The 19,809-nt window shown below is 67.3% G+C and carries 22 protein-coding genes and 1 pseudogene; 11 read left to right on the top strand and 12 right to left on the bottom strand.

What is annotated here, in order from left to right; all coding sequences use genetic code 11:
• Positions 1–80 precede the first annotated feature (80 nt).
• The gene (locus AC07NX_RS05485; protein ID WP_494639819.1) at positions 81–494 is read right to left on the bottom strand and encodes a DUF805 domain-containing protein; all 414 of its coding nucleotides are present in this window, start codon (positions 492–494) and stop codon (positions 81–83) included.
• A 177-nt stretch (positions 495–671) separates the two neighbouring features.
• On the opposite strand from AC07NX_RS05485, the gene AC07NX_RS05480 reads away from it, so the two are divergent.
• From AC07NX_RS05480 to AC07NX_RS05470, 3 genes are all read left to right on the top strand, one after another.
• The gene (locus AC07NX_RS05480; RefSeq protein WP_494639817.1) at positions 672–1,076 is read left to right on the top strand and encodes a hypothetical protein; all 405 of its coding nucleotides are present in this window, start codon (positions 672–674) and stop codon (positions 1,074–1,076) included.
• 20 nt (positions 1,077–1,096) lie between these two features.
• Positions 1,097–1,999 carry a sterol desaturase family protein gene (locus AC07NX_RS05475; RefSeq protein ID WP_494640028.1) on the top strand — a complete coding sequence of 301 codons (903 nt, stop codon included), beginning with the start codon at positions 1,097–1,099 and terminating at the stop codon, positions 1,997–1,999.
• Positions 2,000–2,374: 375 nt separating this feature from the next.
• Positions 2,375–4,228: a methyl-accepting chemotaxis protein gene (locus tag AC07NX_RS05470; protein ID WP_494639815.1), complete on the top strand. Its 1,854-nt coding sequence runs from the start codon at positions 2,375–2,377 to the stop codon at positions 4,226–4,228.
• A gap of 328 nt (positions 4,229–4,556) precedes the next feature.
• Here AC07NX_RS05470 and AC07NX_RS05465 read toward each other — a convergent pair whose 3' ends face one another.
• From AC07NX_RS05465 to AC07NX_RS05455, 3 genes and pseudogenes are all read right to left on the bottom strand, one after another.
• Positions 4,557–4,922, bottom strand: a complete 366-nt coding sequence (locus tag AC07NX_RS05465; protein ID WP_494639813.1) for a hypothetical protein — start codon at positions 4,920–4,922, stop codon at positions 4,557–4,559.
• Between the two features lie 186 nt (positions 4,923–5,108).
• A pseudogene (locus tag AC07NX_RS05460) lies at positions 5,109–6,132 on the bottom strand (NUDIX hydrolase); the annotation flags it as partial.
• Positions 6,098–6,739 carry a YfbR-like 5'-deoxynucleotidase gene (locus AC07NX_RS05455; protein ID WP_494639811.1) on the bottom strand — a complete coding sequence of 214 codons (642 nt, stop codon included), beginning with the start codon at positions 6,737–6,739 and terminating at the stop codon, positions 6,098–6,100. The pseudogene AC07NX_RS05460 and the gene AC07NX_RS05455, both read right to left, overlap by 35 nt.
• Positions 6,740–6,891: 152 nt before the next feature.
• Here AC07NX_RS05455 and AC07NX_RS05450 point away from each other — a divergent pair, with 152 nt between their 5' ends.
• Together AC07NX_RS05450 and AC07NX_RS05445 are read left to right on the top strand one after the other, a co-directional pair.
• Positions 6,892–7,707, top strand: a complete 816-nt coding sequence (locus AC07NX_RS05450) for a universal stress protein (RefSeq protein WP_494639809.1) — start codon at positions 6,892–6,894, stop codon at positions 7,705–7,707.
• A gap of 37 nt (positions 7,708–7,744) precedes the next feature.
• Entirely contained in the window at positions 7,745–8,116 is a 372-nt protein-coding gene (locus AC07NX_RS05445) for a hypothetical protein (RefSeq protein WP_494639807.1), read from the top strand.
• A gap of 12 nt (positions 8,117–8,128) precedes the next feature.
• Here AC07NX_RS05445 and AC07NX_RS05440 read toward each other — a convergent pair whose 3' ends face one another.
• The 8 genes from AC07NX_RS05440 to AC07NX_RS05405 form a co-directional block, all read right to left on the bottom strand.
• Positions 8,129–8,971, bottom strand: a complete 843-nt coding sequence (locus AC07NX_RS05440; protein WP_494639806.1) for a hypothetical protein — start codon at positions 8,969–8,971, stop codon at positions 8,129–8,131.
• A gap of 74 nt (positions 8,972–9,045) precedes the next feature.
• A complete protein-coding gene (locus AC07NX_RS05435) occupies positions 9,046–10,200 on the bottom strand; it encodes a hypothetical protein (protein WP_494639804.1) in 1,155 nt (384 codons plus the stop codon).
• Positions 10,201–10,253: 53 nt separating this feature from the next.
• On the bottom strand, positions 10,254–11,123 hold the full coding sequence (locus AC07NX_RS05430) for an AAA family ATPase (RefSeq protein WP_494639802.1): 870 nt from the start codon (positions 11,121–11,123) through the stop codon (positions 10,254–10,256).
• A gap of 100 nt (positions 11,124–11,223) precedes the next feature.
• Positions 11,224–11,391 (bottom strand): hypothetical protein, encoded by a 168-nt coding sequence (locus AC07NX_RS05425; protein ID WP_494639800.1) that lies wholly within the window; start codon positions 11,389–11,391, stop codon positions 11,224–11,226.
• Between the two features lie 76 nt (positions 11,392–11,467).
• Entirely contained in the window at positions 11,468–11,848 is a 381-nt protein-coding gene (locus AC07NX_RS05420; RefSeq protein ID WP_494639798.1) for a primosomal protein, read from the bottom strand.
• 103 nt (positions 11,849–11,951) lie between these two features.
• Positions 11,952–12,533 (bottom strand): UDP-4-amino-4,6-dideoxy-N-acetyl-beta-L-altrosamine N-acetyltransferase, encoded by a 582-nt coding sequence (gene pseH / locus AC07NX_RS05415; protein WP_494639796.1) that lies wholly within the window; start codon positions 12,531–12,533, stop codon positions 11,952–11,954.
• The gene (locus tag AC07NX_RS05410; RefSeq protein WP_494639794.1) at positions 12,530–13,249 is read right to left on the bottom strand and encodes a cytidylyltransferase domain-containing protein; all 720 of its coding nucleotides are present in this window, start codon (positions 13,247–13,249) and stop codon (positions 12,530–12,532) included. Before AC07NX_RS05410 ends, pseH begins: the two co-directional genes overlap by 4 nt.
• Positions 13,250–13,343: 94 nt before the next feature.
• Positions 13,344–15,146, bottom strand: coding sequence for a tetratricopeptide repeat protein (locus AC07NX_RS05405; RefSeq protein WP_494639792.1), 1,803 nt, complete (start codon positions 15,144–15,146; stop codon positions 13,344–13,346).
• A gap of 198 nt (positions 15,147–15,344) precedes the next feature.
• Here AC07NX_RS05405 and flbT point away from each other — a divergent pair, with 198 nt between their 5' ends.
• The 6 genes from flbT to AC07NX_RS05375 all read left to right on the top strand — a co-directional run bounded on the left by flbT (position 15,345) and on the right by AC07NX_RS05375 (position 19,766).
• The gene (flbT, locus tag AC07NX_RS05400; RefSeq protein WP_029589245.1) at positions 15,345–15,740 is read left to right on the top strand and encodes a flagellar biosynthesis repressor FlbT; all 396 of its coding nucleotides are present in this window, start codon (positions 15,345–15,347) and stop codon (positions 15,738–15,740) included.
• A complete protein-coding gene (flaF, locus tag AC07NX_RS05395; protein WP_012286916.1) occupies positions 15,730–16,092 on the top strand; it encodes a flagellar biosynthesis regulator FlaF in 363 nt (120 codons plus the stop codon). Before flbT ends, flaF begins: the two co-directional genes overlap by 11 nt.
• Before the next feature lie 244 nt (positions 16,093–16,336).
• Positions 16,337–17,158, top strand: coding sequence for a flagellin (locus AC07NX_RS05390; protein ID WP_494640026.1), 822 nt, complete (start codon positions 16,337–16,339; stop codon positions 17,156–17,158).
• 321 nt (positions 17,159–17,479) lie between these two features.
• Positions 17,480–18,301, top strand: a complete 822-nt coding sequence (locus AC07NX_RS05385) for a flagellin (RefSeq protein WP_494639790.1) — start codon at positions 17,480–17,482, stop codon at positions 18,299–18,301.
• A gap of 239 nt (positions 18,302–18,540) precedes the next feature.
• Positions 18,541–18,747 carry a hypothetical protein gene (locus tag AC07NX_RS05380; protein ID WP_494639788.1) on the top strand — a complete coding sequence of 69 codons (207 nt, stop codon included), beginning with the start codon at positions 18,541–18,543 and terminating at the stop codon, positions 18,745–18,747.
• Positions 18,748–18,926: 179 nt separating this feature from the next.
• Entirely contained in the window at positions 18,927–19,766 is an 840-nt protein-coding gene (locus AC07NX_RS05375) for a flagellin (RefSeq protein WP_494639786.1), read from the top strand.
• The last annotated feature ends 43 nt before the right edge of the window (positions 19,767–19,809 follow it).

The following is a 19,809-nucleotide window of genomic DNA, read 5'->3' as shown; positions in this document are numbered from 1 at the left end:
CTGGGCCAGGCCTGAAAACGAAGGAAGCGCGCCCCTGGACGGGGGCGCGCTTCCTGATTCCCGGAGGGGAGGTTCGGCGGTTAGCTGAACACCGCGGCGGTGTCCCCGGTGGCCGTACCCTTGGGGTCCGGGCCGAACTTGTTGGGACCGTTCGTGCCGGGCAGCAGGTAGAAGACCAGCAGCACCAGGCCGCCGATGCCGGGAATGAGGCTGATCAGCAGCCACCACGCCGACCGGTCGGTGTCGTGCAGGCGCCGGAAGGTGACGGCCAGGCTGGGGATGAGGACGCCCAGGAAGGCCAGCGAGAAGATTCCCATCACCGCCAGCGCCGCGCCGCTCGGCCCGTTGGGGTTGAAGCCGCCCGCCGCGCCCAGCACGGCGAAATAGACGATCTCCGCGATGATGATGAGCAAGGCGAACAGCCAGAATTCCGAACGCCGCGCGCGGCCGGAGAATTGAGCGTACTTTTTCAAGGGCTCGAACATCAGCGACATCTGGAACTCCAAAGTTTCTCCCGCTCCCTGGCGGGCGCTCAACCTTGGGCACGAAACGGCGGGACGTAAACACCCAAGATGGGCGACGGGTCCCCCGGCCGGGCGGAAACCTCGCGCTTGACGCTGGGTCGGCGGAGCGTGACGCTGGCGTCAGGATTTCGGGGAGGAAGCGTCGCTTTGGACGAGGCGCTGCTGATTCAAGTGCTTGGCTCGGCCGCGGCCGTGGGACTGCTGGTGGCCCTGGCGGCCTGGGCGCGGATCGCGCGGCCGACCCCGCCGCTAGACACAGAGGCCGCGCGAGCCCTGCTGGCGGTCGAGTTCCCCGACGATCCCGTCGACGCCCTGTGGATCGCCGCCGATGGCGCGGGACTGGTGGCCCGATCGGGCGAGCGGGCCGTGGTCGCCTGGCGCAGGGGCGACGGCTATGTGGCCCGCGACCTGCCATGGGCGGCTGTCCTGGTCGCTGCGCCCACCAAGGGCTTTCTCGTTCTCAAGGCCGCCGACGGCGCGCCCCGCCTGGCCCTCGGCGACGGCGAGGCCTGGCCGCCGTCGCAGTTCGTCTCCCGGGAGGCCGCCGCGTGAAGACCTTCGACCCCGTGCAGATGGCCATCCCGTTCTTCGTGCTGGCCGTGATCCTGGAGATCGTCCTGGCCCGGATGGGCCGGGCGAACGCCCGCTACGAGACCCGGGACACCGCCGTCTCCCTGGCCATGGGCCTGGGCAGCAGCGTCGCCGGCGCGCTGATGGCCGGGGTGGTGTTCGCCGCCAGCCTCTGGGCCTACCAGCATCGGATCTTCACGATCCCCATGACCGCCGTCTGGGCCTGGGCGCTGCTCTTCTTCGCCGAGGACCTGACCTATTACGGCTTCCACCGCCTGTCCCACGAGCGGCGGTTCTGGTGGGCCAGCCACGTCAACCACCACACCTCCACCCACTACAACCTGTCCACGGCCCTGCGGCAGACCTGGACGGGCGGGGTGGCCGGGACCTGGCTGCTGTGGCTGCCGCTGTCGTTTCTGGGCTTCCCGCCGGCCATGGTGGCGATCCAGAAGGGGATCAGCCTGGTCTACCAGTTCTGGATCCACACCGAGGCCATCAAGCGCATGCCCGCGTGGTTCGAGGCGGTGTTCAACACCCCTTCGCACCACCGGGTGCACCACGCCCGCAACCCCCGCTACCTGGACGCCAACTACGCCGGCGTGCTGATCATCTGGGACCGGATGTTCGGCACCTTCATCCCCGAGACCGACGCGGAGCCGTGCCGCTACGGCACGGTCAGGAACCTGGCCAGCTTCAACCTGCTGACCAACGTCTTCCACGAGTGGATCGGCATCGGCAAGGACCTGGCGCGCTCGCGCTCGGCCCGCGAGGTCCTGGGCTACGTGTTCGGCCCGCCCGGCTGGAGCGCGGACGGATCGCGCGACACGTCGCGGACGCTGAAGGCCAAGTGGCGGGCGCGGATGGCGCGAAGCGAGGGGCAGGGGGCGGCGGGGCGAGGCGACTAGGCCGGCGCGAACATGGGGTTGCTGATTCACCGTCCGCCAGGCCGGCGTTGACTTGCGACCTGGTTGTGGGTTTCAAGTAAACATGAATCATTTTGCATTTGGAACGTCGTAAGATTTTATTCTGATAAATAAACTTTAGGTTATGTCGGCGACAGATCGGCGTTTGGTGTATACAATGATGCTGTTGCGACAATTCGCCGCCGGCTGAACGTTAATTGTTTATCGAAAATTTACCTCGATCGCCAAACTGGTAAGGGCGGTGTGGCGATTTCCAAGGATTGAAACGGGCTGGAATCGTATCGAAGTCTCGATGCGAGGGCGGCATGGTTTGGGTCGATCACATCTATGCACTGATCACCGGCCATGAGGCGCGACATGAAGACCCTTTCGTCCCTGAAGATCGGAACTCGCCTCTGGGTCGGCTTCGCGCTGGTGCTCAGTCTGGTGATCGGCCTGTCGGCGATCAGCATCCAGAAGGTCCAGCAGATCAACCAGAACCTGGCGACGGTGAACGACGTCAACAGCAAGGCCCAGCGCTACGCGATCAATTTCCGGGGCAGCGTCCATGACCGGGCGATCGCGCTGCGCGACGTGACCCTGGTCGAGCCCGCCGCGATCGGCGCCGAGGAGGCCTTGATCAAGAAGCTGACCGACAAGTACGCGCAGTCGGCCGCTCCGCTGGACGAGATGATGGCCCGGCCGGACGCGACCGACGCCGAGCGCGCGATCGTCGACAGCATCAAGCAGACCGAAGCCCAGACATTGCCGCTGATCCAGGAAGTCATCCAGCGCCAGCGCGCGGGCGACGCCGCGGGCGCCCACCAGGTGCTGATGGGCCAGGCCCGGCCGCTGTTCGTGCAGTGGCTCAAGCAGATCAACCAGTTCATCGACCTGAAGGAAGCGCAGAACAAGGCGATCGGAGCCCATACCCGGGCGATCGCCGAGAGCTTTACCTGGCTGACGATCCTGCTGGCGCTCGGCGCCCTGGTGCTGGGCGGGGTGATCGCGCTGTGGTCGGTGCGCTCGGTGCGGCCGCTCGGCGACCTCACTCGCGTGATCAGCCGCCTGGCCGCCGACGACTTCTCGGTCGTGGTGCCCAGCGCCGACCGTAAGGACGAAATCGGCGACGTCGCCCGCGCGGTTCTGGTCTTCAAGGACGGCGGCATCGAACGCGAGCGCCTGCAGGCCCAGGCCGCGGCGTTCCAGACCGAGCTGGACCGCAAGCTGAAGGACATGGAAGCCGCGTTCGAAAGCGCCGGCGAGAGCCAGCGGCGGCTGGTGGCGGCCATGGCCGGCCAGTTGAACCGCCTGGCCGGCGGCGACCTGAAGGCGCGCCTGGTCGACGAGGTCGCCCTGGACTATCGCCAGCTGCGCGACGACTTCAACACGGCCGTCTCCCAGCTCGACCAGAGCATGGGCGTGATCGCCACCGCGGCCAACGGCATCCGCGCCGGTTCGGACGAACTGACCAGCGCCGCCGACGACCTGGCCCGCCGCAGCGAGCAGCAGGCCGCCAGCCTGGAGCGCACGTCCAGCGCGCTGGAGGACATCACCCAGCGGGTCAAGGAGACGGCCGCCGGTTCGCGAAAGGCCTCCACCGCGGTCGAGGCGGCGCGCGGCGAGGCCCAAGGCTCCGGCGAAGTGGTGCGCAACGCCATTTCCGCGATGAGCAAGATCGCCAAGTCGTCGGCCGAGATCACCCAGATCATCGGGGTGATCGACGAGATCGCCTTCCAGACCAACCTGCTGGCCTTGAACGCCGGCGTCGAAGCGGCGCGCGCGGGCGACGCGGGCCGCGGTTTCGCCGTCGTCGCGCAAGAGGTGCGGGCCCTGGCCCAGCGCTCGGCCGAGGCCGCCAAGGAGATCAAGACCCTGATCTCGACCTCCGGTCAGCAGGTGGACGAGGGCGTGGCCCTGGTCGACGAGACCGGCCAGGCGCTGCGCCGCATCGTCGAGCAGGTGGAGACGGTCGAGGCGCTGGTCACCGAGATCAACGACTCCACCCAGGCCCAGGCCACCGGGCTTTCGGAGGTCAACGCCGCGGTCAACCAGATGGACCAGATGGTGCAGCAGAACGCGGCCATGGTGGAGCAGTCGACCGCCGCCAGCCACGCCCTGAAGGGCGAGGCCGGGCATCTGAGCGCCCTGGTCGCCCGGTTCGAGCTGAGCGGGGCCGGCCAGGCCGATCCGGCCCGCGCCGCCGTGCGACGCCCCGGCCACGCGGCCTGACCGGAGCACCTGGTTGTTCCCTCTCCGGCGAAGGCGGCCCCGTTGATTGCTCGAGATCGGTGGGCCCCGGACAGGCCTTGCGTCCTTCGAGGCCCGCTGCGCGGGCGCCTCGGGATGAGGAGCCTCGTGCTGATTTCCTCATCCTGAGGCGCGCGCTCCTGAGCGCGCCTCGAAGGACGCAAGGTGCTCGAAGTGTCCGCCAAGAGGCGGGCCCGGAACTTGGGTCCACGTCAGAAACCGGACAGGACGAAGGTCTGCGACGGGTGGAAAGCGGACATCGATTAAGGGAAGCTCGAGCACACTCACGGCGCCCAAACTCGACTCGACCTCACCTCTTCGGATAGACCGTCAGGGACGGAACGGCTTTGAGCCGGACGACGAGACATGAGCGCGCCGCGGCGTCGGCCGCAGGTTCGAAGCGGAAGCCGAGGTAGCTATACTGCGGCGGACGCGGCAGGTGATGATAGATAAAGACGCCTATGGGCGCGTTGCAGGCCTCTGAGGCGGCCTTGATCGCGTCCTCTCTTTCCTTGGGAACCCAATAGGTTCCCGTTTCCGGCAGATCCCAATCCACCGTGTACCCCTTGGGGCCGATGACCCTGCGGTCCGAGTCGGCCGGGACCTTGACGTGTTGGGTCGCGCAGGCGGTCACCGTGCCGGCCAGTAGCATCATCGCGAAGATCGTCGTGCGCATCCGCAACTCGCCTTGGAGAACTCACGTCTCGTCCATCCGGTCATCATGAGGTCGGCGTCGCCAGGTCCGCAACGAGTGGTTTGTGGACTCATCTAATCGTCCGTGATGGTGGTCCCGTTGCGCCAGAAAGCCTCGATTTTATCCCAGTAGCGGCGCGACGTTGGCCTTAGCCATCGAAGGAACCGCTCAGTCCCGCAGCAGCGGCAGGGAGAGCCCCATGGCCGGCCGCGCCGCCAGGATCTCGCGGCGGAAGCGGAACAGTTCGGCCGGACGGCCGCCGGTGTCTGCGTCCTGGCGGCCCAGGCCCTCGACCAGGTCCTCGCGTTCGACCACCCGGCGGAAGTTCTGCTTGTGCAGCGGCACCCCGGCGATCGCCTCGACCGTGCGCTGCAGGGCCGACAAGGTGAACTCGGCCGGCATCAGCTCGAACACCACGGGGCGGTACTTGATCTTGCCGCGCAGGCGCGACAGGCCGGTGGCCAGGATGCGGCGGTGATCCGAGATCATCGGTTCGCCCAGGGCCGCCGACAGGGCGGCCGGCTCGGCCGGGTCGTGGCCCTCGGCCCGGGCCCGGTCGCGGGCGGCCTCGGGGGCCAGGCCCGCCTCGTAGAGCAGTTCGTAGCGCTCCAGCACCCGCTCCTCGTTCCACGGCGCGCCGTCCAGGGCGAAGGCCAGGCGGGCCCGCGAGGCCTTGCCGGGGTCGTCGCCCGCCCAGCGGCGCAGGGCGGGGGCGATGGCGTCGTCCAGCAGGGCGGGGCGGCCATGGCGCCAGTCCTCCCACGGAAAGAAGGCCGACCACGGGGCCCAGGCGGTGTCGGGGGCGCGCGTCTCGACGGCCGTGGGGGTCAGGCCCAGATAGCCCACCGAGACCACGCGGGCCGCCCCGGCCCCCATCTCGGCGCGCGGCGCGTCGCGGCCCTCGTCGCCGAAGGTGTAGAGTTGCTCCACATAGCCCAGCTGGAACCGGGTCTGTTCGGTGACGAAGGCCCGCAGGCCCAGCTCGAAGGTGCGGTGGCCGGCCGGGTCGAACGGACCGAACGGCAAGCCGGGCAGGGGGCTGGCCACGTCGGTGACGGCGTCGTGCGGCCGGACGGTCAGGACCACGGCCTCGCCGTCGCGGATGGCCACCACCACCGCCGACAGGCCGATGACGACCGATGTCGAGCCCGCCCCGGTCATTCGGTCTCGAACGCCGCGCCGGGCGCGGACTCGAAGCCGGCGGCGCGGGACAGCACGTGAAAGCGCTGGACGTAGCGGGCCTGGGCCTCGAACGGCGGCAGGGGCAGGATCTTCAGGTCATAGCCGGCCGGCGGCGCGCCGAAGATGGCCAGGGACTCGGCGTGCTCGAACCCGGCCAGCTGGGTGGCCTCGAAGAAGGCGCAGGCCCGGTCGGCCTGCTTGATCAGCTTCTTGACCGCCGGCGGGGTCTTGGGGGGCAGGCCGAAGCGGATGTGGATGGCGTCTTCCAGCCGGGCCTCGAAGTCCTTGTAGCTGACGCCCAGCGCGGCCTTGAACGGGCTGATCATGTCGCCGATCACGTATTCGCTGGCGTCGTGCAGCAGGGCGGCCAGCCGCCATTTCGGCTCGAGGTCGGGCTTGATGTGGGCGGCGATCTCCTCGACCACCACGCTGTGCTGGGCGACCGAGAAACCGTGCTCGCCGGTGGTCTGGCCGTTCCAGCGCGCCACCCGGGCCAGGCCATGGGCGATGTCCTCGATCTCGATGTCCATCGGCGAGGGGTCCAGCAGGTCGAGCCTGCGTCCCGACAGCATGCGCTGCCACGCCCGGGGCGGAGTTTTATGCAGCCCTTTGGCCACGAAATCGTTCCTTACGGTGAAGGTGCAGGCCTGACCCTGACTGGACTGGCCCATCGATTGACAAAGATCAATGAGGGGCCGGCCTTTGGCTGTGGAAATGAGCCTGAGGAAACGCCCTCGCCGTTGGAAATGCCTGGACCAGGAGATCGATCATGAGCTGGGCGAGAATCATGGCGCCGCTCGCCGGCGCGGCCGCCGATCGGGGTCTGCTCGAGGCGGCCAGGGTGCTGGCCGAGGGGTTCGACGCGGAGCTGGCCTGCGTCCACGCCCCCGCCGACATGGCCGACCTGATGCCGTGGATGGGCGAGGGCTTCATGGGCGGCGTGCAGGTCACGGCGCTGGAGAGCCTGAAGGAGGCCGCGATCGAGGGCCATCGCGCCGTCGACCGGCTGGTGGCCGAACTGGGCTACGCCCGCAGCCGGGCGATCAGCCTGGAGTCTCCCGTCTGGGCCGGCCTGGCCATGGAAGGACGGCTGTCGGACGTGATCGTCTTCGACAGCGCCGCCGCGCGCGGCAAGGGCCCGCTGGCCGAGTCGTTCCAGCAGATGATCGCCGACGAGCAGCGGCCCGTGGTGGTGGCGCGGCCGGGCCTGAAGGTCGGCGGGACCGTGATGGTCGCCTGGGATGGCGGCAAGGAGGCCAGCCGGGCCATGCGCACGGCGCTGCCGCTGCTGCAGAAGGCCTCCCAGGTGGTGGTGGCCGGCGCGCCGGGCGCCTCGTCGCGGACCTTCGCCCTGGAGCGCCTGGTCGAGTTCCTGGCGGCGCGGGGCGTCACGGCCACGGCCAAGGTGCTGGACGGCGCGAGCCACGACGCCGCGACCCTGCTGCTGGGCGCGGCCAGGGAGGTCGGCGCAGACTTCCTGGTGGCCGGCGCGTTCGGCCACCCGCGCCTGCAGGAATTCATCTTCGGGGGCACCACCCGCAGCCTGCTGAACAGCGACGGCCCCTCGCTGTTCCTGTCCCACTAAGTCGTTGTTGCTCAACAAGAAGAAGGAGGGCTTGAAAATGTCCCTGTCACGCATCGTCATGCGCCTGGCCCGCAATCCCGGCACCGAGTTCGCGGGGGGCGACGACCACCGCGGCTACGCCCTGACCGCGCCCCTGACCGAGGACGGCCATCTGGACGCGGCCGCCTACGCCAAGACCAAGGACGAGTGCGTGGTGCGCCGCTTCGCCCCCGACGAGGACGCCGCCGACGGCCGCCTGAACCGTCGCGGCGAGCGCTGGTTCTTCGACTATGACGAGGACGTCGAGCTGGACGACGAGCCGGTGCACCGCCTGGGCGAGCACCGCTTCGCCCTGGGCGAATACGTCACCGTCACCGACGAGGACGGCCGGCCGTTGACCTACAAGGTGATGGAGGTGACGCCGGTCTAGGGGAGGAGGGGCTCAGCCCCCGACGTTGTGGCGGACCAGGGTCTTCATGTCCTCGAAGATGTCGTGGTCGCTGCCGTCGCGGCCCTTGGCCTTGACCACGGCCACGGCCAGCGGGCCGCCCTTGGGACCGCGGGCCTCGTAGCCGACCACCCGGTAGCCGCTGGCGGCCTTGTCGCTGGCCAGGATCAGGGTGGCGCGAACGCCGTCGCCGCGCCGGCGCTGGCGGATCTGGGCCCCCTCGTCGGTGGCGTGGATGTCGACGTCGCCTTCCTCGTCGTCGCTGGTCTTGACGCTGACGTTGGAATTGCCGCCGCTGACGCGCTCGGTCACCTTCCTCGTCGTGTCGCCGTCGCGGATGGTGACGTTCTTGGCGACCTTGACCTCGGCCGTGTCGTCGTTGGCGTTGATGGTCAGGCCGCCGATCTTGATGTCGGCGCCCTTGTCGTGGGCGTCGATCCTGATGCCGGGCAGGCTGATCCGGGCGCTGTCGCCGCGCGGCTTGCCGCCGGGGGGGGGCGGAGGCGGCGGCGACTTGATGGCCGGCATCAGGGTCTTCAGGTCGGCCTCGATCGGCGCCAGGGCCGCCTCGGCGTCGCCGCCGTTCAAGGCCACCAGCTTGAGGGTGACCTCGGCGTTCTGGCCGGCATAGACGCAGGCCTGGCCGTCGGCGGCGGCGCTGACCCGGGTCAGCTCGCCCTGCTTGTCCGGGCAGTCCAGCTTGCTGATCGCCCGCAAGGGTTCGTGCCTGCCCGAGGCCTTGTGGTCCTTGCGCGTGACCTCGACCTTGGGCGAGCAGCCGGCCAGGGCGATCAGCGCGGCCAAACTCGCGGCGGCGGTCAGCGGCGAGTGTCGCATCAGAGGAATCTCCCGTTCGGCGCGAACCTGGGCTGGGAAGGCGCGGAAATCCAATGAAATCGCGGTAAGGGGCCCTATGCCGAGGCTTCGTGGACTGTACGGCGGGCGTTGTCGAGAATGGCCGTCGCGGCGGCGTCGGTCGCGGCCGCCTGCGCCGGATCGGCCGTGATCCTGAACTGGACATACCACCTGCCCAGTCGCAGCAGCCACATTTCCTGGCGCTGGCCTTTTGCGTCCCGCCACACGGCGCGCAATCCGCCGCGTGGCATATTGTCGGTCACGATCTCGCCAACCGGGGGCGCGGCCTGCCGGCCTTGGGCGAGATATTCGTCGAACTGGGCCTGCTCCGACCGCCCGTCGTCGAACCGGGTGACGAAGACGGAGAACCAAGCCGCGTCGCCGAAGAATCGGCAGGCCAGATCCCTGCCGCCGTCGGTGGTGTCGATGACCAGCAGATCGTCTCGCGAGAAGCCGCCCTGGTCGGTCGGGCAGACGAAGCCCGAGGCGGCCATGGTCACGGCGCCGCCTTCACTCCGACGAAAGACATCCCCATCGGCCGCAGTGATCACGGCGAGATTGTCCGGACCGGGCGGTCGCAGAAAGAACGCGTCACGACCGCTGATCGTAGGAAGGTTGAGGCTGACCGCCCGGCTGGTGGAGTGAAAGCTGGCGAGAACCGGCAGCGCTCGCGTGGCGGCGGCCTTCATGTCCTCGACCAGGGCGTCGTCCGCCGGCAAGCCGTCGTACAGTTTGAGCACGAAGATCCGGGTAGGGCGCAGCAACACCAGGGCGGCGATGGCGTGCTTGAGCTCCATGGTTCCCCCGAGCCCGCTCCGTTGCATGGCGTAGGCCTCGGGGATCGAGGGCAGGACCGCGAGAACCAGGGTCTCGCCTGTGTCGGAAACCGCGAACCGGGGCGGGACGCGATCCAGACCGCCGGAGAGGGTGAAGCGTTTGCCTGCCGCCTCGAACGTCCGAATGGGGCAGGCCGGGGCCGCCTGGATCGTGTCGCGGGGCCAGAGCCCGGCCGGGTTCGCGGAATCGTCGAGTCCGACCGCGACGCTGAAGCTCAAGCCCAGGCGGGTCGGCTCGTCCAGCGGTGTTTTCAGCTTCAGCGGCCGGCCGACCGCCTCGACTATCCGGCCGGCGCAGGTCGGCGCCTCGGCCAGGGCCGACGAAGCCGTCACCGCCAGTCCGGCGAACATCAATCCGACGACGATGCTGCGCATGAACGACCCTCCGGCTGGCGAGCTTCGGGGATTCGCGGCGTCTTGGCGAGCGCCTACTGCCCCGGGCGCAGCCCCGAGCCCTCGCGGCGGGCCAGGAAGGCCAGGCGCTCGAACAGGTGGACGTCCTGCTCGTTCTTCAGCAGGGCGCCGTGCAGCGGGGGGATCAGCTTGGTCGGATCCTTCTCGCGCAGGATGGTCTCGTCGATGTCCTCGACCAGCAGCAGCTTCAGCCAGTCCAGCAGTTCGGACGTCGAGGGCTTCTTCTTCAGGCCCGGCACCTTGCGCATGTCGTAGAAGATCCGCAGGGCCTCGGCGACCAGCTTCTGCTTGATGCCCGGGAAGTGCACGTCGACGATGGCCTGCATCGTCGTCTCGTCCGGGAAGCGGATGTAGTGGAAGAAGCAGCGCCGCAGGAAGGCGTCGGGCAGCTCCTTCTCGTTGTTGGACGTGATGATGATGATCGGCCGGACCTTGGCCGCGATCGTCTCGTTGGTCTCGTAGACGTAGAACTCGTTGCGATCGAGTTCCTGCAGCAGGTCGTTGGGAAACTCGATGTCGGCCTTGTCGATCTCGTCGATCAGCAGCACGGGCCGGGCCGGGGCCTCGAAGGCCTCCCACAGCTTGCCCTTCTTGATGTAGTTGCGGACGTCCTTGACCCGCTCGTCGCCCAGCTGGCTGTCGCGCAGGCGGGTGACGGCGTCGTACTCGTAGAGGCCCTGCTGGGCCTTGGTGGTCGACTTGATGTGCCAGGTCAGCAGCGGCGCGTTCATCGCCTTGGCCACCTCATAGGCCAGAACCGTCTTGCCGGTGCCCGGCTCGCCCTTGATCAACAGGGGACGTTCCAGGGCCACGGCGGCGTTGACGGCCACCTTCAGGTCTTCGGTTGCGACGTAGTCGGCGGTGCCTTCGAAGCGCGAGTTCATTCGGTTTCCTGACGGCGGCCCCGGCGAGCCGCCTCGAACAGTTGTTCAAATCAGGACTAACCTACAGACCAACGGTCGGCCGGATCAAGCCGGCTTGTCGTCAGCCTTCGTCGCTCGGCTTCGGCGGCTCAGACGTCGGCCTGCGGTGGCGGCGGGCGACCGAGGGCGGGTCGCTGGCCGGGAAGCTGTCCTCCAGTCCTTCCTCGAGTTGCTCCTCGAGATGTTCGGGCGGAGTGTCGTTGCGGGAGTCCGGCGTCACGTCGGGCATGGTCGCTCTCCTGTCGCCGGCGAATCCAGGCGTCGAGCGATCCAGCCGCAACGACGACCGGCCGGTCTTGAAGGTCTCAGCTTTCCCTCGCGTAGCCGAGGGACTCGATATCATCCTCCGCCAGTTCGGTGGATTCGAAGTCGGCGGCGCTGTCATCGTCGTCCGACACCAGATCCTCGTCGTCGCCGGCGATGGCCTCCAGAGGCTCGCGCTCGATGTCCAGGCCCTCGTCGTCGCGCTCGCCTTCGAGGTCGTCATCGATGGCCTCGAGATCCTCGTCGTCGAGCAGGTCGTTGACGTCCTCGTCGTCTTCGTCCGCGTCGCCGTCGGCCTGGGTCACGTCGTAGACGTCGTCCAGTTCGTCGAAATTGGCGATGTCCTCGCCGTCGTCGGTCAGGTTGGTCTCGTCCAGGGCTTCCGCGCCGTCCTGGTCGTCACGATCGATATCGGTGGGCATGGCGGGCTCCCTGAAGTCGAGAAGCAAGGGCGGCGCGCCCTCGCGATCCCGGATTCAACCCGTCGTCCGTGACGATTGTTCCGTGGTTTCCAGGCGGGGAGCCTCAGGCGAAGGGCAGGGCGTAGCCCTTGGCCAGCAGGCGCTGGGCCATCTCCTCGCGCCTCGCCGGCCAGTCGTGGGCCAGCAGGCCCAGCCCCACCACGTCGGCGGGCGCCCCGTCCTTGATCACGTGATGGCGGAACAAGGCCTCGCGCTGGAACCCGTAGCGCTCATGGAGCTTCCAGACGCTCTCGTTGGACAGCAGCACCTCGCACCACAGCTTGTCGAAGCCCAGGATCCTGAAGACGTATTCGATGACCCAGAATTCGATGAAGGAGCCCACGCCCAGGCCGCGGACAGACGGACTGGCCAGGTAATAGGCCCAGGCGCAGCGGCGATTTCGGACGTCGATGTCGGCCAGGTTGGCCAGGCCCACCGGCTCGCCGTCGACCTCGATCACCCAGTAGCGCCGGCGGGAGTCGCTGGCCAGGCCATCGAACCATCGGTCGTGCTCGGCTTGGCGGATCCTGTGGTCGGAATACATGAAGGCCGCGACCTCGGGACTGTTGCGCCAGTCCAGCAGCCTTTGGCGATCGGATTCGGTCACGTCGCGCAGAACGACGGCGCGCGCGGGCTGAATAGTCATACGCGGCGATCTCCCCCCAGGGCGACAAGGTCCGGTCGGCTCCGCACGAAGGCGCGCACGTCGTCGGAGGTGAAGGCCGGCTTTGCGGCGTAGAGGCCGTCGTACACGGCGCGGACGAACTCCAGGTCGTCGGGTCGATCGACCGTCCAGCGCACGTCGCCCTCGTCGCGCACCTGTTCCAGGCCCTCGACCTTGAAGCGAAGGGGGTGGCGGTAGAGGAACGGCGTGACGTGCTCGTGGTCGTAGGGATCGACGGTCTCGTCGGCGGCGATCTTCAGCGCCACGGATTCGAAGACCTCGACGTCCAGCCCCTTGGCGAAACTGCGCCTGGCCGGGGTGTTGGAGGTGTAGTCGGCGCCCGAACGCTGATGGAGGTCCAGGGTCTGGTCGATCAGGTCCGGATCGGCGAGCGGGCAATCGGCCGTCAGGCGCACCACCGTGCGAACCGGTCCGAAGGCCTCCATCGCGCCGATGTAACGGGTCAGCACATCGTCCAGCGGTCCGCGGAACACCGCAACGCCGGCGGCGAGCAGGCAGACGGCCAGCGGGTCGTCGCTGGCCTGGTCCGAGGTGGCGACCACGATCCCGTTCAGCCGGGTGGCGCGCTGGAGCCGCTCGATCTGCCTCAGGATCATCGGCGCCCCGGCCAGATCGGCCAGGACCTTGCCGGGCAGCCGGGTCGACGACATGCGGGCTTGGAGGATGGCGAGCGGCAATGGCGTATCCGTGGTTGGGACGGAATCTTGAAGCCCGAACACCGGTGTTCGTCTACCGGGGAAATACGGTGCGCCCGTGGCGGGGCCTCGCCGGTCAACCGACCGGGAAGCGTTCGCGCAGGGCCGCGCCGACCGCCGCCATGGTCGGGTTCCAGTCGTTGTAGTCGGCCGTGACGAAGCAGCGGGCCTGCGGGTACCAGGGATAGAAGTCGGTCTGGCCCAGGCGGGTCCAGGCCGCCGCGCCGCCCAGCATCCAGATCGGCGCGCCGCAGGCCCCGGCCAGGTTGATCGTGGCGTTCGAGAAGCCCACCACCAGGTCCATGGCGCAGCACAGCGCCGCGACGTCGTCCAGGTCCTGCTTCAGGTCGATGCCCGGCGGCTGCCAGACCTCGACGCCGAATTCCTCGCGGGCGAGGGCGATCTCCTCGGCGCAGTCGCCGTACTGGATGTTGACGAAGGTGACGCCGGGCGTCTCGAACACCGGCCGCCACAGCAGGAAGGGCGAAAACTGCCGGGCTCGCTCACCGTCGAGCTTGAGGCTTTTCCAGAGCACGCCAACCTTGGGACCCTTCGGCGCGTCTTCCAGCATTTTCCGCCAATGCTCGACCCGGTCCGGATCGGCGACCAGGAAGCTGGGGCGTTTCGGGAACGAGTCGATGCTGGGGCGGAAGGTCTCCAGCAGCCCGCCCATCGGCGCCCACAGGTCGATACCGCTCCAGTCTTCGATGAAGGGCGCGCCGCGATAGATGCGGCCCTCGAAGGCGATCGTCCGGTGGGCCGTGATGGCCGCCTGGGGGAAGGAGCGCTCGAACAGGGGGATCAGCCGACGCTCGACGGCCAGCGACAGCTTGCCGTCGGGGCTCAGGGCTTCGATGACGTCCGACAGCAGGTTGGAGAACATCACCTCGTCGCCCAAGCCCTGCTCGGCGCAGATCATCAGGTGCTTGCCCGCCAGGGCCTGGCCCGGCGTCCAGCGTGGGGCGGGGATGTTGAACCTGGGGGCTTCGACCAGGTCCTTGGAGAACCGGGCTTCGTAGGCCTTCCAGCCTTCCTCGACCCGGCCCAGCGCCAGCAGGGCGGTGGCGCGGCCGAACTTCATGGTCGCCACCTCTTCGGGCGCGGTGGTGTAGGCGAGGGCCAGGTCGCCGTCGGCCAGGGCGCCTTCGACGTCGCCCAGGTCGAGCTTGGCGTAGGCGCGGTTGTGGTAGCCCTTGCCGTAGGTCGGCTCCAGCCGGATCGTCTCGTCCAGGAAGGTGATGGCGGTCCTGGCGTCGCCCATGCTGCACATCACCGTGCCCAGGGTGTTCCAGAGCAGCGGCACCTCGGGATGTTCCTGGATCGCGGGGCGAAGGATCGCGATGGCCTCCTCGTTGCGGTTCAGGTCGCGAAGGGCGCTGGCCAGGTTGTTGATGGCCTCCAGGTCGTCGGGGCGGAATTCGAGGTAGTGGATGAAGAGCTTGGCGGCGATCTCCGGCATGTCCATGCGAAGGGCCAGCCGTCCCAGGTCGCCGGCGGCCGCGCCATGGTGGGGCATCAGCTTCAGCGCCGCTTCGTAGCAGTGCATCGAATTGGCGAAGTCGCCGATCTTCTCGCGGGCGATGGCCAGGGCGTGCCAGGCCAAGGGCAGCTTGTCGTCGTGCTTCAGGGCCTTGAGCGCCAGCTGCTCGCCCTTGGCGAAGTCGCCCTTCTGGATGGCGCGGATCGTGCGGTCGAGAAGCTTGGCCGCCTGCTCGCTGCGGAGTTCGTGGGCCTCGCGGGTCAGGCGGGCCAAGGCCGCGGCCGAGGCCGAGTCGCCGGCGATCGAGTCCCTGAACCCGGCGTGGACGGGTTGGGCGACGGACTCCTGGGCCGCGATCATGGCGCTGGTTGAAATCTGGGGCGCGCTTTGGCGGGGCATGATCCGGGCCTTGGGATTGGAGAGTATTTTTCCTCTGAGGCAGTATGCTCTGGGGCAGTATGCTTAATTGAGTCCTAAGCTGCGGCTCACGGTCGCGGGCCTGGCAAGGAGACGTTAACCGCCTCCGCCTAGCTTCTGCTTCGAGACCGCCATCTCGGCGGGGTGGGGCGACGCAGCGATGCAAGAGGGAGCGGCCTTGTGCCATTGAAGCTGTCGCTGAAACCCGGCGAGAAATTCGTGCTGAACGGCGCGGTGGTCCAGAATGGCGACCGCCGCGGCGTCTTGGTGCTTCAGAACAAGGCCTCGGTGCTGCGTGAGAAGGACATCATGCAGCCCGACGAGGCGACCACGCCCGCTCGTCGGATCTATTTCCCGGTCATGATGATGTACCTGGACGAGTCCGCCGCCGAGCGTCAGTACGAGGAATTCGCCACCCGCCTGACCGAATTCATGGGCGTGGTGCGCAATCCCGACGTGCTGAGCGACTGCATCGCCATCTCCAAGCACGTGATGGCGCGCGAGTACTACAAGGCGCTCATGCTGAGCCGTAAGCTAATCGAATACGAAGATCAGAGGTTGGGGCATGTCTCTTAGGGCCTATCAGCAGACAGCGACGCGGACCGAAAATCCGCGTGAGATGGAGTACCGTCTGTTCGGTCAGGTGACCCGCGCGCTGATGGCGGCGTCCGAGGCGCCGGCGGACGACATCGCCACGCGCATCGACGCGCTGGACTGGAACCGCCGCGTCTGGTCCGCCCTGGCGACCGACTGTTCGCTGCCGGAGAACACCTTGCCGGTGCAACTGCGCGCCAGCATCATCTCGCTCAGCCTCTGGGTCGGCCGCCACTCCAGCGCCGTGATGCGCAAGGAGGAGGATTTCGAGCCCCTGATTGAGATCAACCGCATGATCATGCAGGGGCTGGCCGGCCGCGCCGACGCCGCCTGATCCCCGCCGGGAGGGCGCTTTCGCCCCTCCGGCAAACCTTTCCGGAAAAACCTGCCGCCCGGCGAATTCTGCATTCGCCGGGCGGTTTCGTATCCGGTGTGGGGTTTAAAAATATCGAGTAAAATCAGTGATTTAAAAAAGGTTCGGAGGTGGCGCCGACTGGCCCGCCGCTTGCGATGGGTTTCGTGGGCAAAACGCCCGACCGGCAAAACGCCGGGGCAATCCTCCCAAAATGGCGAGAACCATCATGCTGAACTCGATCAACACCAATGCCGGCGCCATGATCGCGCTGCAAAACCTGAACGCCACCAACTCGGAGCTCCAAAGCACCCAACAACGCATCAACACCGGCAAGAAGATCTCCAACGCCAAGGACAACGGCGCGATCTGGTCGATGGCCAAGATGCAAAGCGCTACGTCGAGCTCGTTGAACGCCGTGAAGGACTCGCTCCAGCGCGGACAGTCGACGATCGATGTGGGCCTCGCAGCTGGCGACACCATCACCGACCTGCTCGGCAAGATGAAGGAAAAGGCCCTGGCCGCTTCCGACACCTCGCTGAACACCGCCTCGTTCAACGCCTTGAAGGCGGACTTCAACTCGCTGCGTGACCAGATCACCAAGGCTGTCACCAACGCCAAGTTCAACGGCGTCAGCCTCGTCGACGGCACCACCACCAAGCTGCAGTTCCTCAGCAACTCGGACGGTGTCGCCTACACGGTGAACGCCAAGACTCTGTCGCTGGTCGGTCTGGGCCTGTCGGCCGCTGCGTCGTTCACGACGGCCGCGACCGCCAAGACGATGATCGACACCGTCACCAAGTCGATGACGACGGCGACGAACAAGCTGGCGAACCTGGGCACCAGCTCCACGGGCCTGGACATGCACCTGACCTTCACGGGGAAGCTGCAGGACAGCCTGGACGCGGGTGTCGGCAATCTGGTCGATGCGGACCTGGCCAAGGAAAGCGCCAAGCTGCAATCGCTGCAGACCAAGCAGCAACTGGGTGTTCAAGCCCTGTCGATCGCGAACCAGACGCCTCAGTCGATCCTTTCGCTGTTCAAGTGATCGGCGACTAGGCTTCAAGAAGCGATCAAAGCCGGACGGCCCAAGGGCCGTCCGGCATTTCTTTTTCTACAGGCCCGGGTTCGTCGAGTTTGTCCGAACTCAACCTGAATTTGCCCGGCAGAATTTTCCCATCAAGCGCGGAGCTCGGCAAATATTGCCGCGCGGGCATGTGGTAAATAAACCTATAACGCAGATTTTTCAGAGGGTTGGCAATATCTGCCTACTGGGCAGTTTTGGCCCGATCTTTGCTGCCTAGTTCCTCGAGCAAAATGCTCCCGGCCGTCAAAATGACGTCGGAACCCTTGAATAGGAACTGTCGCGATGCCGCTGAATAGCATCAACACGAACGCTGGCGCGATGATCGCCCTGCAAAACCTGAACGCCACCAACAGCGAGCTTCAGGTCACCCAGCAACGGATCAACACCGGCAAGAAGGTCGGTAACGCCAAGGACAACGGCGCGATCTGGGCGATGGCCAAGAACCAGTCGACCACCGCCAATTCGCTGAACGCCGTGAAGGACTCGCTGCAACGCGGCCAGTCGACCATCGACGTGGCCCTGGCCGCCGGCGACACCGTCACCGACCTGCTGGGCAAGATGAAGGAAAAGGCCCTGGCCGCTTCCGACACCTCGCTGAACACCGCTTCGTTCAACGCCCTGCAATCCGACTTCAACAGCCTGCGTGACCAGATCACCAAGGCCGTCACCAACGCCAAGTTCAACGGCGTCTCGATCGCCGACGGCTCGACCACCAAGCTGGCCTTCCTGGCCAACTCGGACGGTTCGCAGTTCACCGTCAGCGCCAAGACCCTGTCGCTGGCCGGTATCGGCCTGTCGGCCGCGGCCTCGTTCACGACCGCCGCCAACGCCAAGACGATGATCGACACCGTTAGCAAGGCCCTGGGCACGGCGACCAACAAGCTGGCCTCGCTGGGCACCAGCTCGACCGGCCTGGACACCCACCTGACCTTCGTCGGCAAGCTGCAGGACAGCCTCGACGCCGGCGTGGGCAACCTGGTCGACGCCGACCTGGCCAAGGAAAGCGCCAAGCTGCAGTCGCTGCAAACCAAGCAGCAGCTGGGCATCCAGGCCCTCTCCATCGCCAACCAGTCGTCCTCGTCGATCCTCAGCCTGTTCCGATAGGAACGAAGAAGGAGGCGGGCCTTCGGGGCCGCCTCCGCCTTTCTCTCGGGCCCAGGCGCGAGGGGAGGGACCACTAGAGGCGCCGCCGCGAACCGGCCGCGATAGGAGTCATGGAAAACAAAGTCGCGTTGACGCCCATCATACCCGAGCCGTCCACGCTCCCCGCGAACACCGCGTCGACCGTCCCGGGCCATCCCGCGGGCGGTGTTTTCACGTCCGCGCCCAAGGAGGCCGCGCCCGTGGAAAAGCCCGTCGTGGCCGACGGTCCCCAGCCGGGAGACCTGCGGCTGGTGATCGAGCAGGACAGCAAGACCGGCACCTACGTCTACAAGACCGTGGACCGCCGGACGGGCGACATCCTGCAGCAGTTCCCGCGCGAGGACGTCCTGCGCTTCAAGCAGGCCGAGCACTACGATCCGGGCGAGGTCTTCGACGGGCTCACCTGAGTTCGGGGCGGCCTGAACCGGGCGGCCATGCCGACCGCGACCTGGCGTCGCAGGCCAAACATGGTTTACGCGCGTTAACCATATTCTTACTCCCTCAGCCCCACCTTCACGGCCGACCTGCTCGGCCGCCGAATCGCGTCCCGAGCCCCACTGGCAAGAACCGCCGTTCGGAGACCGTGATGACGCTGAGCGTGAACACCAATCAGCCCGCGCTGATCGCCCTGCAAAATCTGAACAAGACCAATGACGAGATGTCGGGCGTTCAGTCCCGCATCAACACGGGTCTGGCGATCTCCACCGCCAAGGACAACGCCGCGGTCTGGTCGATCGCCCAGGACCAGCGCGCCGACCGCTCGGCCCTGAACGCCGTGAAGATGAGCCTGGACCGCGCCACCTCGATCACCGACGTGGCCCTGGCCGCCGGCGAGTCGGTCTCGGACCTGCTGACCCAGATGCGCGAGAAGGTGGTCGCCGCCAAGGACACCTCGCTGTCGACCACGTCGCGCAAGGCGCTGAACGCCGACTTCCAGGGACTGCTGAAGAACCTGACCCAGGTGATCAACAGCGCCACCTTCGACGGCGCCAACATCCTCAACGGCAGCGAGCCGTCCAACATCACCTTCCTGGCCGACGCCGACGCCGCGACGGTCATCACGCTGAACCTGCAGAACCTGTCGCTGGGCGGTACGATCAACACCCTGACGGCGGCCGACAACATCCTCACCATGACCCTGGCGGCCGCGGTTCTGACTCGCCTGGACACCACCATGACCGCCGTCAACCAGGCGGTCGGCTCGATCGGCTCGCAAGCCAAGCAGATCGACGCCCACAACACCTTCGTCTCCAAGCTGAGCGACGTGCTCGAGACCGGCGTGGGCAACCTCGTCGATGCCGACATGGCCAAGGAAAGCGCGCGGCTGCAGGCCTTGCAGGTCAAGCAGCAGCTCGGCGCCCAGGCGCTGTCTATCGCCAACCAGGCCCCGCAGATCATCCTGTCGCTGTTCAACGGCGGCAGCTAGGCTTGATGCTCTGGGCGGGCTAGACTTTCCAGCACGACAGTTG

Source organism: Caulobacter sp. GW821-FHT09A05, from assembly GCF_059418465.1.
This window is presented reverse-complemented; position numbering and strand designations above follow the sequence as displayed.

Excerpts from the sequence above, each read along its gene's own strand:
- AC07NX_RS05475 (WP_494640028.1), top strand. The coding sequence starts at position 1,097 with ATGGCCATCCCGTTCTTCGTGCTGGCCGTGATCCTGGAGATCGTCCTG.
- AC07NX_RS05405 (WP_494639792.1), bottom strand. The coding sequence starts at position 15,146 with ATGCCCCGCCAAAGCGCGCCCCAGATTTCAACCAGCGCCATGATCGCG.
- AC07NX_RS05465 (WP_494639813.1), bottom strand. The coding sequence starts at position 4,922 with ATGCGCACGACGATCTTCGCGATGATGCTACTGGCCGGCACGGTGACC.
- pseH (WP_494639796.1), bottom strand. The coding sequence starts at position 12,533 with ATGACTATTCAGCCCGCGCGCGCCGTCGTTCTGCGCGACGTGACCGAA.
- AC07NX_RS05430 (WP_494639802.1), bottom strand. The coding sequence starts at position 11,123 with ATGAACTCGCGCTTCGAAGGCACCGCCGACTACGTCGCAACCGAAGAC.
- AC07NX_RS05450 (WP_494639809.1), top strand. The coding sequence starts at position 6,892 with ATGAGCTGGGCGAGAATCATGGCGCCGCTCGCCGGCGCGGCCGCCGAT.
- AC07NX_RS05385 (WP_494639790.1), top strand. The coding sequence starts at position 17,480 with ATGCCGCTGAATAGCATCAACACGAACGCTGGCGCGATGATCGCCCTG.
- flaF (WP_012286916.1), top strand. The coding sequence starts at position 15,730 with ATGTCTCTTAGGGCCTATCAGCAGACAGCGACGCGGACCGAAAATCCG.
- AC07NX_RS05435 (WP_494639804.1), bottom strand. The coding sequence starts at position 10,200 with ATGCGCAGCATCGTCGTCGGATTGATGTTCGCCGGACTGGCGGTGACG.
- AC07NX_RS05485 (WP_494639819.1), bottom strand. The coding sequence starts at position 494 with ATGTCGCTGATGTTCGAGCCCTTGAAAAAGTACGCTCAATTCTCCGGC.
- AC07NX_RS05445 (WP_494639807.1), top strand. The coding sequence starts at position 7,745 with ATGTCCCTGTCACGCATCGTCATGCGCCTGGCCCGCAATCCCGGCACC.
- AC07NX_RS05425 (WP_494639800.1), bottom strand. The coding sequence starts at position 11,391 with ATGCCCGACGTGACGCCGGACTCCCGCAACGACACTCCGCCCGAACAT.
- AC07NX_RS05375 (WP_494639786.1), top strand. The coding sequence starts at position 18,927 with ATGACGCTGAGCGTGAACACCAATCAGCCCGCGCTGATCGCCCTGCAA.
- AC07NX_RS05440 (WP_494639806.1), bottom strand. The coding sequence starts at position 8,971 with ATGCGACACTCGCCGCTGACCGCCGCCGCGAGTTTGGCCGCGCTGATC.
- AC07NX_RS05420 (WP_494639798.1), bottom strand. The coding sequence starts at position 11,848 with ATGCCCACCGATATCGATCGTGACGACCAGGACGGCGCGGAAGCCCTG.
- AC07NX_RS05470 (WP_494639815.1), top strand. The coding sequence starts at position 2,375 with ATGAAGACCCTTTCGTCCCTGAAGATCGGAACTCGCCTCTGGGTCGGC.